10 protein-coding genes and 1 pseudogene are annotated in these 11,636 nt (G+C 63.3%); 7 read left to right on the top strand and 4 right to left on the bottom strand.

The window, feature by feature from the left end; all coding sequences use genetic code 11:
- Positions 1-102 precede the first annotated feature (102 nt).
- Positions 103-2,721: pseudogene (locus tag AC0L25_RS24780) on the top strand (Rne/Rng family ribonuclease); the annotation flags it as partial.
- Positions 2,722-2,815: 94 nt separating this feature from the next.
- On the opposite strand, the gene AC0L25_RS24775 reads toward AC0L25_RS24780, so the two are convergent.
- On the bottom strand, positions 2,816-3,745 hold the full coding sequence (locus AC0L25_RS24775; protein ID WP_473597922.1) for a glutaminase: 930 nt from the start codon (positions 3,743-3,745) through the stop codon (positions 2,816-2,818).
- A gap of 5 nt (positions 3,746-3,750) precedes the next feature.
- Complete coding sequence (locus tag AC0L25_RS24770; RefSeq protein WP_473597921.1) at positions 3,751-4,899, bottom strand: pyridoxal phosphate-dependent aminotransferase; 1,149 nt, start codon at positions 4,897-4,899, stop codon at positions 3,751-3,753.
- A 167-nt stretch (positions 4,900-5,066) separates the two neighbouring features.
- Between AC0L25_RS24770 and AC0L25_RS24765 the strand changes: the two genes are divergently transcribed.
- From AC0L25_RS24765 to aat, 6 genes are all read left to right on the top strand, one after another.
- Positions 5,067-6,461, top strand: a complete 1,395-nt coding sequence (locus AC0L25_RS24765; RefSeq protein ID WP_473597920.1) for a M48 family metalloprotease — start codon at positions 5,067-5,069, stop codon at positions 6,459-6,461.
- A gap of 76 nt (positions 6,462-6,537) precedes the next feature.
- On the top strand, positions 6,538-7,341 hold the full coding sequence (locus tag AC0L25_RS24760; protein WP_473597919.1) for a DsbA family protein: 804 nt from the start codon (positions 6,538-6,540) through the stop codon (positions 7,339-7,341).
- Positions 7,342-7,638: 297 nt separating this feature from the next.
- On the top strand, positions 7,639-8,073 hold the full coding sequence (gene aroQ, locus AC0L25_RS24755) for a type II 3-dehydroquinate dehydratase (RefSeq protein ID WP_473597918.1): 435 nt from the start codon (positions 7,639-7,641) through the stop codon (positions 8,071-8,073).
- Positions 8,074-8,099: 26 nt separating this feature from the next.
- Positions 8,100-8,558 carry an acetyl-CoA carboxylase biotin carboxyl carrier protein gene (accB, locus tag AC0L25_RS24750; RefSeq protein ID WP_473597917.1) on the top strand — a complete coding sequence of 153 codons (459 nt, stop codon included), beginning with the start codon at positions 8,100-8,102 and terminating at the stop codon, positions 8,556-8,558.
- Between the two features lie 19 nt (positions 8,559-8,577).
- Positions 8,578-9,921 (top strand): acetyl-CoA carboxylase biotin carboxylase subunit, encoded by a 1,344-nt coding sequence (gene accC / locus AC0L25_RS24745; RefSeq protein ID WP_473597916.1) that lies wholly within the window; start codon positions 8,578-8,580, stop codon positions 9,919-9,921.
- A gap of 29 nt (positions 9,922-9,950) precedes the next feature.
- Entirely contained in the window at positions 9,951-10,568 is a 618-nt protein-coding gene (gene aat / locus AC0L25_RS24740) for a leucyl/phenylalanyl-tRNA--protein transferase (protein WP_473597915.1), read from the top strand.
- A gap of 12 nt (positions 10,569-10,580) precedes the next feature.
- Here aat and AC0L25_RS24735 read toward each other — a convergent pair whose 3' ends face one another.
- Entirely contained in the window at positions 10,581-10,949 is a 369-nt protein-coding gene (locus tag AC0L25_RS24735) for a hypothetical protein (RefSeq protein ID WP_473597914.1), read from the bottom strand.
- Positions 10,950-11,053: 104 nt separating this feature from the next.
- Positions 11,054-11,596, bottom strand: coding sequence for a DUF2155 domain-containing protein (locus AC0L25_RS24730; protein WP_473597913.1), 543 nt, complete (start codon positions 11,594-11,596; stop codon positions 11,054-11,056).
- Positions 11,597-11,636: the final 40 nt, after the last annotated feature.

The following is an 11,636-nucleotide window of genomic DNA, read 5'->3' as shown; positions in this document are numbered from 1 at the left end:
CGGCGCCCCCCGGCGGGGGGGGGGGCGCCCCCCGCGGCGTGTTGTGCGCCCCCCCCCCCCCCGGGGCGCCGGCCGGCCCCCCCCCCCCCCCGCGGGGGGGGGGGGGGGCGCGCACGCCGGCGCGGCGGCAAGAGCCGCGATCGAGGCGAGCACAAGCGTGATGCAGGTGCGGCCGATTCGGACGATTCTGTCGAGTCCAACGACAGCGGTTCCAATGAGGGCGGCGAACACGGCGAGGATGCGGTCGCGGAGAATGTCGATGCCGTTTCCCAAAATGTGGACACGCCTTCCGATACTTCGGAACATCTCGAGGATGTCGCCAGTCACGGTGAGGTGATTCATGGTGAGGCGAGTCATGATAAGACGACTCATGATGAGACTGGGCCTTCCGAAGGCGGTCCCAATTCCATCGCCGCCAGCATCGAAGCGGATGTGATTTCCGAAGCCGTGCCGCAGGCGGAGTCGGCCGGCGAAGCCACGTCCACCGACAATGATCGCGGCATGCTGGAAGAGGTGCAGTCCTCGCACCCGGACGACCATGAGGTCGAATCGGTCGGCGCCGAGGATGCGCTGGAAGAAGCGCGCGACCGCCGCAAGCCGGTGCGCCGGCAGTACAAGATCCAGGAAGTGATCAAGCGCCGCCAGATCCTTCTGGTGCAGGTCGTGAAGGAAGAACGCGGCAACAAGGGCGCGGCGCTCACCACCTACCTGTCGCTTGCCGGCCGCTATTCGGTGCTGATGCCGAACACGGCGCGCGGCGGCGGCATCTCGCGCAAGATCACCAACGCACAGGACCGCAAGCGGCTGAAGGAGGTCGTTGCCGATCTCGAAGTCCCGCAGGGCATGGGCGTCATCCTGCGCACAGCCGGCGAAAGCCGCACCAAGGCCGAGATCAAGCGCGACTACGAATATCTGATGCGGCTTTGGGAAAACGTCCGCAATCTGACGCTGCAGTCCACGGCCCCTGCTCTGGTCTACGAGGAAGGCAGCCTGATCAAGCGCTCGGTACGCGATCTCTACAACAAGGACATCGACGAGATCCTGGTTTCCGGCGAAGAGGGCTATCGCGAGGCCAAGGACTTCATGCGCATGCTGATGCCGAGCCACGCCAAGGTCGTGCAGCCGTTCCGCGACACGACGCCGATCTTCGTACGCAATGGCATTGAGGCGCAGCTCGACCGCATGCTGCAGCCGCAGGTGACGCTGAAGAGCGGCGGCTATATCATCATCAACCAGACCGAAGCGCTGGTCGCCATCGACGTCAATTCGGGCCGCTCCACCAAGGAGCACTCGATCGAGGACACGGCGCTTCACACCAACCTGGAAGCGGCCGAAGAAGTCGCACGGCAGCTGAGGCTGCGCGATCTTGCCGGCCTGATCGTCATCGACTTCATCGACATGGAGGAGAACCGCAACAACCGCTCCGTCGAAAAGCGGCTGAAGGATCACCTCAAGAACGACCGCGCCCGCATCCAGGTCGGCCGCATCTCGCATTTCGGCCTGATGGAGATGTCGCGCCAGCGCATCCGTGCCAGCGTGCTGGAATCGACGATGAAGCCTTGCCCGCATTGCGGCGGCACCGGCCATGTGCGGTCCGATTCGTCTGTCGCGCTGATGGTGGTGCGGGCGATCGAGGAATTCCTGCTCAAGGATTCGCGCAGCCACATCACGGTGCGGACGCCGGCGGCGACCGCGCTCTATGTGCTCAACCACAAGCGCGGCACGCTGGTGGAACTCGAAAGCCGCTTCGGCCTGACCATCACCGTCGAAGCCGACGACACGGTCGGCGCCCAACACTATGCGATCTTCCGCGGCGCGCTGGCTGAAAAGCCTGAAGGCTTCGTGGAGGTGCGCACCTTGCCCGCCTATGTCGAGCCGGAAGAGCCCGCCGACGAAATCGTCATCGAGGAGGTGGAAGACGAGGCCGTTGCACCGGCGGAGCAACCGCGCCAAGCTCAGCAGCCGCAGCAGCCAAGGCCAAGCGAGGATGGCGAAGGCCGCGACCGCAAGCGCCGCAAGCGCCGCAGACGGCGCGGCGGCAAGGATCGCGACCGCGAGCATGGCGCCCCCGTGGAAGGCGCGTCCCTCTCGGCCGCTGCCGATGACGTCTCCGAAGCCTCAAGCGATGAAGGCGTCGAAGCACAGCACGAGGTGCCGGTCGGCGTCACCGAGGCGGTGGAAACGTCGGATGACGGTCAAGGAGCGGATGAAGGTCAGGGCAAGAAGCGCCGGCGCGGCAAGCGCGGCGGCAAGCGCAATCGCCGTGAAGACGGCGAAGGCGAGGTCGATGCAGGCACTGCAGAATCGGCTGACAGCCCTGAAGGCGAAGTCTTGGAGGGCGTAGCCGTCTCCAGCGAGCCGGTAGCAGCGACGCCGGTCGAAGAGCCTGTGGACCTTGCTCCGGCCAATGACGACACGCCGAGCGTCGAGAAGCCGAAGAAGCCGCGCCGCGCCGCCAAGCCGAAGAAGGCGGCGGCGGACGTCATCGCCGAGATGCCGGTAGCCGAGCCGGAAACCTCTGCCGAGGCTCCCGCACCTGTTCCGGAGGAAACAGCCGTCGCCGCCGTCGACGAAAAACCGAAGGGCCGCCCATCGCGACGCAAGCCTGTGCCGGTAGATGCTCCGGTTGAGCCGATCGTGTCTTCGACTGTTGCCGAAGAGGAAAAGACCGAGGAAAAGCCGAAGCGTGCCGGTTGGTGGCAGCGGAAAGGCTTCTTCTAAGCTTTTCGGTGGTTTAGCCTGATCTTTTGACCAAAGAATCCCGCGCTGTCCTGTCGACAGCGCGGGATTTTTCTTATCTGAAGCGCCACAAGCTCTATGGCGCGAAGACTGACCAGTTCATCATCTTCGCCAGCCTTTCCAGCGCAATCGAACCCAGCCTGGAATTGCCGTTGGCGTTGAGGCCGGGCGACCAGACGGCGAGCGAGGCCACACCCGGCACGATTGCTAAAATGCCGCCGCCGACGCCGCTCTTGCCGGGAATGCCGACGCGAAAGGCGAAATCGCCGGAGCCGTCATAATGACCGCAGGTCAGCATCATCGCGCCGATGCGGCGGGCGCGCTCGGCCGACACCACGGAATGGCCGGTCGCCGGGTTCTTGCCGCCATTGGCGAGGAAGCGGCCAGCCAAAGCCAGTTGCCGGCAGCTCATCGCGATAGCGCAATGGTGGAAATAGACGCCCAGCGCCAGGTCCGGCGCGTGGTGGAGATTGCCGAAGGATTTCATGTAGTTGGCAAGCGCCAAATTCCGAAAACCGGTAGCGCGTTCCGAAGCCGCGACTTCGCGGTCGATGATGATGGTCTCGTCGTCGGCCAGGAACTGGATGAAACGCAGGATCTCGCCGATCGCCTCGCGGGGCTGATGACCGGCGAGCAGAACGTCGGAAATGACGATGGCGCCGGCATTGATGAACGGATTGCGCGGAATGCCGTTCTCATGCTCGAGCTGGACGATCGAGTTGAACGGGTTGCCCGAAGGCTCGCGTCCGACACGCTGCCACAGCGCGTCGCCGACATTGCCGAGCGCCAATGTCAGCGTAAAGACCTTCGAAATGCTCTGGATCGAAAACGGCTCATCGGCGTCGCCCGCCATCAGCACGCGACCGTCATTGGTCACGGCGGCGATACCGAACTTTTTCGGATCGACCTTGCCGAGTTGCGGAATGTAGGTCGCGACTTCGCCGCGATCCGTACGCTCCGCCATTTCGGCGGCAATTTCGGTTAAAGCCTGTTCGAGTTCCGGCATTCGCGCTATTTCAGCCAACGTTCGAGGCGCATCATCGCCTCGACCATCTCATCGTGGCTGCCGGCATAGGAAAAGCGCATGGTTCGATGGCCTTGAAGCGGATCGAAATCGCGGCCGGGCGTTGCAGCCACATGCGCCTCGGCCAGCATCTTGCGCGCGAAGGCCATGCTGTCGTTGGTGTGCCTGGTGACATCGCAGAAGGCGTAGAACGCCCCGTCCATCGGTGCCGCCAGCGCAAAGCCGAGTTCGGGCAGGCGTTTGATCAAAAGCTCGCGATTCCCCGCGTAGCGCGCCTTCACCCCCTCCAATTCCCCGGTCGCCTTGAACGCCTCGATCGCGGCGATCTGGGACAGTTCCGGCGGTGAGATGTAGAGACTCTGGGCGATGCGCTCGACCGGCCGCACCAATGGTTCCGGCAGCACCATCCAGCCGATGCGCCAACCGGTCATGCAGTAATATTTCGAGAAGGAATTGATCACCGTCACGTCCTGGCCGTAGGCAAGCGCCGTGGTGTCCGGCGCAGCGTAAGCCAGCCGGTGATAGATCTCGTCGGAGATCACGGCGATGCTGAGCTCTTGCGCCGTCGTCACCAGCGCCGACAGCTCGTCAGCGGGGATAATTGCCCCGGTCGGATTGGCCGGACTGGCGAACAACACGCCCTTCAGCGGCTTTTCGCGATGCGCGCCCTTGAGGTGTTCGGCGTGGAGATAGGCATCACCGTGGAGCTCGATTTCGACGATCTCGATGCCGAGCGCGGCCATGATGTTGCGGTAGGCCGGATAACCGGGTGCCGCGATGGCGACACGGTCCCCTGGATCGAACATCGCCAGAAAGGCCAGGTTGAAGGCGGCCGACGATCCGGTGGTGACGGCGATCCGGCTGGGCAAGACGTCAAGCCCGTAGTGGTCCGCATAGTGCTGCGCGATGGCCTCGCGCAGGCCCGCAAGACCCAATGCGTCGGTGTAGCCGATGCGCCCCATCTTCAAAGCGTTCGTCGCCGCTTCCCTGACCCTAGCCGGCGCCGGATCGGACGGCTGGCCAACCGCCATGGAAACGACCGGTATGCCCTTTGCCCTCAGCCGATTCGCTTCCGCCAGAATGTCCATGGCGTGGAACGGCTCGACGTCGCCGCGACGCGAAAGCGATACAACCATTTGACCTCGTTCCTTGTCGGCCCTTGGGTCGGCCCTTGCCGGCTGCCGGCGCCCAGCTTGGCGTCCCGCGCCGCACAAATGCCCGATTGATGTGAGGATCACAAGTTCGGTAAAGTTTCAGTGCCGACTTTTCATCCTTCGCCCGCTCGTCTACCAGTGGACCTGCCATGTTGAGCCGACCCAAATCGATGATAGCCAGGGCAGCGCGCGCCTTCGCGACGCTTTCTCTTGCAACGACGGTCGCTGTGACCGGCACCGCCAGCGTCTTCGCGCAAAACGTGCCGGTGGTGCGCGATGCCGAGATCGAAGCGCTGGTGCGCGACTATGCGCGGCCGATCTTCAGGGCCGCCGGCTTGCCGGAAGATGGCGTCGACATCGTGCTGGTCAACGACCAGAGTTTCAATGCCTTCGTTGCCGGGTCCCGCCTGTTCATCAACACCGGCGCCCTGATGTCGGCGGATACGCCCAACGAGATCATCGGCGTCATCGCCCATGAAGCCGGCCACATTGCCGGCGGGCACCAGCAAAAGTTGCGCAACCAGATCGAACGCGCCAAAACGATGGCTATCATCGCGACGCTGCTTGGCGCTGGTGCCATCGCTGCCGGCGCCACCACCAAAAGCCGGGGCCTCGCCGGCGCCGGCATGGGGGTCGCGGCTGGCGGCGGCGAGATGGCGCAGCGCAGTATCCTCGCCTATCAGCGCACCGAAGAGATGACCGCCGACCGTTCGGCGATAACCTATCTCAATGCCACCGGCCAGTCCGGCCTGGGCATGCTGAAGACCTTCGGCCGCTTTCAGAGCGCGCTCTCGCTGTCAGGGGCGCAGGTCGATCCCTACCGGATCAGCCATCCGCTGCCGCGGGAACGCATCGCCAATCTCGAAGTGCTGGTCAAGCAGAGCCCTTACGTCGACAAGGTCGATGCGCCGGCACTGCAGCAGCGGCACGACATGATGCGCATCAAGATCGCCGCCTATATGGGAGGCAAGGCCGCCGCATCGCGGCTGATGCGCAAGAACCCGGGCAGCCTCGCCTCGCAATATGGCGACGCGCAGACGAGCTATCTTTTCGGCGATCTGGCCGGGGCGCTCGCCAAGACCAACGCGCTGATCAAGGCACAGCCGAAAAACCCCTATTTCCAGGAATTGCGCGGCGACATCCTGATGAAGGCGAACAGACCGAAGGCTGCCGCCGAAGCCTATGCCAAGGCGGTCAGCCTCGATCCGGCGCGATCCGGGCTGCTGTCGGTCTCCTACGGCCAGGCGCTGATGGCCATCGGCACGCCCGATTCCCTGGAGAAAGCGGTGGTGCAGATCAACAAGGGCCTCGGGCGCGACCGGGAAAACGCCGTCGGTTACCGCCATCTGGCGCAGGCCTATGGCGAACTCGGCAACATCCCGGCCGCGGATCTTGCAACCGCCGAAGGCCATTTCTATTCCGGCGCCTACAAGGATGCCAAGATCTTCGCAATGCGCGCACAGATGAAAATGAAGCGCGGCGAGCCGGGCTGGATCCGGGCGCAGGACATCATAAACTACGCACCATCCGGCAAGAAAAAGTGAACCTTCCGGCCGTGCGCGGCGACATGTAGTGGCCCAATCGGGTCGGGCCGGAAACCAGGCAAGAGGATTAGGGACGATGAACAAGGCAATTCTGCTGGGCACCACGGGAGTGGCGGTCGCTCTCGCCATGCTGGGTTTCGGGTTCGTGACCGGAAGTCCGCAGACGGCAAAGGCCGATGCCGTGCAGATCGCCCAGGCGGCGCCCGCCGAAACCAAGATCGACCGGGCCGAAGTCGAAGGCATCATCCGCGACTATCTCCTGAAGAACCCGGAAGTGCTGCTGGAGGCTCAGGAAGCGCTCGAGGCCAAGCAGAAGGAGGCGCAGCGCCTCGCCAGTCTCGCCATCATCAAAAATGCCAAGGACCAGATCTTCAACTCGGCCTTCGACGGCGTCGTCGGCAATCCGAACGGCAAAGTCACCATCGTCGAGTTCTACGATTACAATTGCGGCTACTGCAAACGCGCCATGGAGGACATGCAGACGCTGACGACAGCCGATCCGGATCTGCGCTTCGTGCTCAAAGAGTTCCCGATCCTCGGCCCGGATTCGCAGAAGGCGAGCGTCGTCTCGATGGCCTTCCACCTGATGATGCCGGAGAAATACGGCGAGTTCCACAACGCGCTGCTCGGCGCCCAGGGACGCGCCACCGAAGCGGCGGCCATCAAGGTAGCGCTTTCGCTCGGCGCCGACGAAGCGACGCTGCGCGAGAAGATGAAGGACCCGTCGATCGCCGAGGCCCTCTCCAAGACCTATGACCTTGCCAACAAGCTGGCCATCACCGGAACGCCCTCCTATGTGGTCGGCAACGAGGTGGTGTTCGGGGCGCTCGGCCAGGAAGTGCTGGCGGAGAAGATCGAGGCGGCCAAGGCCGCACTCTGATCGGGTTCGGCGCAAGCCATTTTCCGCCTGTTGTGGACAGCGAAAGAACCCACTTGCGCTCTTTTCGCAGGCGTCTAAGCCCATTATAGAGGTCCGGCGCGCCGACTGATGGCGGCGCTGATGTGGTGGATTTGAAGTTCCTGCTACTTGGTGGCATCAGCGTTCAGGAACTTCAAATCCATCACATCAGAAATGTATAAATTGCCAGTGTGGCTTTGAATCCGAAATTCGTTCAAAGCGTTGCACCAAGGTATTGCGAATTTCGGATTCAAAACCACACTGGGAAAGGTCGGCATTTTGAAAACGGTTTTCGTCCTGAACGGTCCCAACCTCAACGCGCTCGGCAAGCGCGAGCCGGGCATCTATGGCGGCAAGACGCTTGCCGCGATCGCCGACGATTGCAAGCAGGCAGGTGCGGCGCTTGGGCTCGAGATCGATTTCCGTCAGTCGAACCATGAGGGCGACCTCGTCGATTGGATACAGGAAGCCGCCGACAAGGCTGTCGGCATCGTCATCAATCCAGGCGCCTACAGCCACGCCTCGATCGCCATTCACGACGCCATCCGCTCAGTCGCGCCATTGCCCGTCGCCGAAGTTCATCTTTCCAACATCCATGCGCGGGAATCATTCCGCCACGTCTCCATGGTCTCGCCGGTCGCCGTCGGTGTGATCTGCGGGTTCGGGCCGCTCGGCTACACACTGGCGCTGCAGGCGCTGGCCGCACGCCTATGACCGGCCAACAAACAGAAGGCTCGAAAATGTCGATAAAGAAAAATGGTGTTGACCAGCAGCTTATCCGCGATCTGGCGGGCATACTGAACGACACCAACCTCACCGAGATCGAGGTCGAGCTGGGCGACTTGAAGGTGCGCGTGTCGCGACAGGCGCCGGCCGTCCATGCGGTCGCTGCACCGCAGCCCGCCTATGCGCCGCCGGCAGCGCAGCCGGCTGGCGCAGCTGCCCCGGCAACGGCCGACGTGTCCAAGAACGCAGTGGCCTCGCCGATGGTCGGCACCGCCTACCTGGCGCCGTCGCCCGACGCCAAGGCGTTCATCGAAGTCGGCCAACAGGTCAAGGAAGGCCAGACGTTGCTGATCATCGAGGCGATGAAGACGATGAACCAGATCCCCTCGCCGCGTGCCGGAACGGTGACGGCGATCCTGTTCGAGGATGCGCAGCCGGTCGAATATGGCATGCCGCTTGTCGTGATCGAGTAGAGCCGGGAACAGCCGAAAAATGTTCCAGAAAATCCTCATCGCCAATCGCGGCGAAATCGCTCTGAGGGTGCTGCGCGCCTGCAAAGAGCTCGGCATCCAGACGGTGGTGGTGCATTCGACCGCCGACGCCGACGCCATGCATGTGCGGCTTGCCGACGAGAGCGTCTGCATCGGCCCGCCGCCGTCGCGCGACAGCTATCTCAACATCCACCAGATTGTCGCGGCGTGCGAGATCACCGGCGCCGACGCGGTGCATCCGGGCTACGGCTTCCTGTCGGAGAACGCCAAGTTCGCCGATATCCTCGCCGCGCACAACATCACCTTCATCGGCCCGTCCGGCGATCACATCCGCATCATGGGCGACAAGATCGAGGCCAAGCGCACGGCAAAGCGTCTCGGCATTCCGGTGGTGCCAGGCTCCGACGGCGCGGTCACCGAGGAAAAGGAAGCCAGGCGCATCGCCGCCGAGATCGGCTATCCCGTGATCATCAAGGCGTCGGCCGGCGGCGGCGGACGCGGCATGAAGGTGGCGCGCAGCGAAGCCGATCTTGTCGTCGCGCTGCAGACGGCGCGCTCGGAAGCCGGTGCCGCCTTCGGCGACGACGCCGTCTACATCGAGAAGTATCTCGAAAAGCCGCGCCACATCGAGGTCCAGGTGTTCGGTGACGGTGCCGGCCGCGGCGTGCATTTCGGCGAACGCGACTGTTCGCTGCAGCGCCGTCACCAGAAGGTCTGGGAAGAGGCGCCCTCGCCGGCGCTCAATGCCGAGGAGCGGGCGCATATCGGCGGCGTCTGTGCCAGGGCGATCGCCGATCTCGGCTACTCCGGCGCCGGCACCATCGAATTCCTCTATGAGAACGGCGAGTTCTATTTCATCGAGATGAACACGCGCCTGCAGGTCGAGCATCCGGTGACGGAGGCAATCACCGGCATCGACCTCGTGCATGAGCAGATCCGCGTCGCTTCGGGCGGTGGGCTTTCCATGCGCCAGGAAGAGATCCGCTTTCAGGGCCACGCCATCGAATGCCGCATCAATGCTGAGGATCCGCGCACCTTCACCCCCTCGCCCGGCACGATCACCCACTTCCACACGCCGGGCGGCCTTGGCATCCGTGTCGATTCCGGCGTCTATTCCGGCTACAAGATCCCGCCTTACTACGACAGCCTGATCGGCAAGCTGATCGTGCACGGCCGCAACCGTGTCGAATGCATGATGCGGCTGCGGCGGGCGCTCGACGAATTCGTTGTCGACGGCATCAAGACGACGCTGCCGCTGTTTCGTGATCTTGTCGGCAATGCCGATATCGCCAATGGCGAGTATGACATCCACTGGCTGGAAAAATATCTGGCCGAAGAGGATTAGGTCGCGAACTTATAGAATATAATGGCGCGATGACCCGTCCCTACGCACCAGGCTATCGCATCCCGACCGACCTGCTGCTCAAGGCCTACGCCTCGGGCGTCTTTCCGATGGCCGAAAGCGCCACCGATCCCGAAGTGTTCTGGGTCCGGCCAGAGACGCGCGGCATCATCCCTCTCGATGGTTTTCATACGCCCAAAAGCCTGAGGAAGGCGATCCGGAAAAACCTGTTCGATATCCGTTTCGATTTCGACTTCGAGGCGACCATCGACGGCTGCGCCGAGAGGCGCGAGGAACGCCGGTCGACCTGGATCAACGCGCCTATCCGCGAGGCCTATGTCGAACTCCACCGGATGGGCCATTGCCATTCGGTCGAAGCCTGGCGCGAGGGTCGGCTGGTTGGCGGCCTCTACGGCGTGTCGCTCGGCCGGGTGTTCTTCGGCGAAAGCATGTTCGCCAGGGAGACGGACGCGTCGAAGGTCTGCCTAGTGCATCTGGTCGAACGCCTGAAGGAACGGCGCTTTGCGCTGCTCGACACGCAGTTCACCACCGAGCACCTCAAACGTTTCGGCGCGGTCGACGTGCCGAGGGGCAAGTATGAAAAGATGCTGGCCGACGCGCTGACGGGCGAAGCGGTCTTTTTCCCATGATCTGCGCCAGGGTCAGTTTTTTGCGGCAGGCTCAAGAGGCGTCTGCGCGTGGAACATCATCTTCCAGCCATTGACGCGATGGACATAACCGGTGCTGACCAGCGCCGCATAAGGCTCGCCATTCTCGCGAGTGGCATGGGCCTCATAGGTCAGCATGACAATGTCGCTGCCCGGCTCGATGATGCCCTTGAGGTCGATGTCGAGATCGCGCCAGCGGTTCGGGTCCGTCGCGGTTTCGGCCAGATCGGCGTTACTCATCGTTTGCGCCATCTGTGGGAAAGCCACCAGGCATTCGGTGTCGGCATTGGCTTTGAAATAGGCAGCGTCGCCGGTCCAGAACCCTCTTTCGAGGTCGAGGAGTTCGTCCTTGTTGGCCATCATGGGAACATCTCCGTACCGCCAGCCATGACCAACGCACGGAGAATAAGGCGGTTCCGGAAGCTCAGTATGTGATCCCGAACAGGGGATCCCGCGCGCCTGGCGCTCTAATTGGATTTAGCAGCGTCGGGTGCCGGCACCTCCGACTTCTGCTTGCAACCCCTCAGCCAGACATCGTAGACCGCGTGCTCGACGGCGTTGAGACCAGGGCTTTCGGCAAACATCCAGCCGGTGAAGATGCGGCGGATCTTGCGATCCAGCGTGATCTCGTCGACCTCGACGAAGGAATCGGTCTTCGGCTCTTCGGTTTGCGGCCGCGAATAGCAGATGCGCGGCGTCACCTGCAAAGCACCGAACTGCACCGTCTCGTCGATATAGACATCGAAGGTGATGATGCGGCCGGTGATCTTGTCGATGCCGGCGAATTCGGCGACGGGATTGGTGATGCGTTCCGGTGCCGCCGGTGCCGCCGGCGCCACTGTCGCCTCCGGTTCCACTGGCGCCCCCGGTTCCATTGGCGCCTCCAGCTCCATCGGTGCCCCCGGTTCCACTGGCGCCTCAAGCGTCTGTGCGGCGGCCATGCTAAAAGCCGCAAAAGCGGCGGCGGCCATCGTCAGTCCACCCATCGAGATTCGGCTGAAAATGCTCATGCAAGGGTCCGGTGGTTTGCGCCCGGGGCGATTCTGTCGC

The sequence above is a fragment of the Mesorhizobium sp. WSM4813 genome, from assembly GCF_055811555.1.
The sequence above is the reverse complement of the archived record's forward strand: the minus strand, read 5'-3'. Positions and strand labels throughout refer to the sequence as shown.

Excerpts from the sequence above, each read along its gene's own strand:
- AC0L25_RS24775 (WP_473597922.1), bottom strand. The coding sequence starts at position 3,745 with ATGCCGGAACTCGAACAGGCTTTAACCGAAATTGCCGCCGAAATGGCG.
- AC0L25_RS24770 (WP_473597921.1), bottom strand. The coding sequence starts at position 4,899 with ATGGTTGTATCGCTTTCGCGTCGCGGCGACGTCGAGCCGTTCCACGCC.
- AC0L25_RS24765 (WP_473597920.1), top strand. The coding sequence starts at position 5,067 with ATGTTGAGCCGACCCAAATCGATGATAGCCAGGGCAGCGCGCGCCTTC.
- AC0L25_RS24760 (WP_473597919.1), top strand. The coding sequence starts at position 6,538 with ATGAACAAGGCAATTCTGCTGGGCACCACGGGAGTGGCGGTCGCTCTC.
- accB (WP_473597917.1), top strand. The coding sequence starts at position 8,100 with ATGTCGATAAAGAAAAATGGTGTTGACCAGCAGCTTATCCGCGATCTG.
- accC (WP_473597916.1), top strand. The coding sequence starts at position 8,578 with ATGTTCCAGAAAATCCTCATCGCCAATCGCGGCGAAATCGCTCTGAGG.
- aat (WP_473597915.1), top strand. The coding sequence starts at position 9,951 with ATGACCCGTCCCTACGCACCAGGCTATCGCATCCCGACCGACCTGCTG.
- AC0L25_RS24735 (WP_473597914.1), bottom strand. The coding sequence starts at position 10,949 with ATGATGGCCAACAAGGACGAACTCCTCGACCTCGAAAGAGGGTTCTGG.
- AC0L25_RS24730 (WP_473597913.1), bottom strand. The coding sequence starts at position 11,596 with ATGAGCATTTTCAGCCGAATCTCGATGGGTGGACTGACGATGGCCGCC.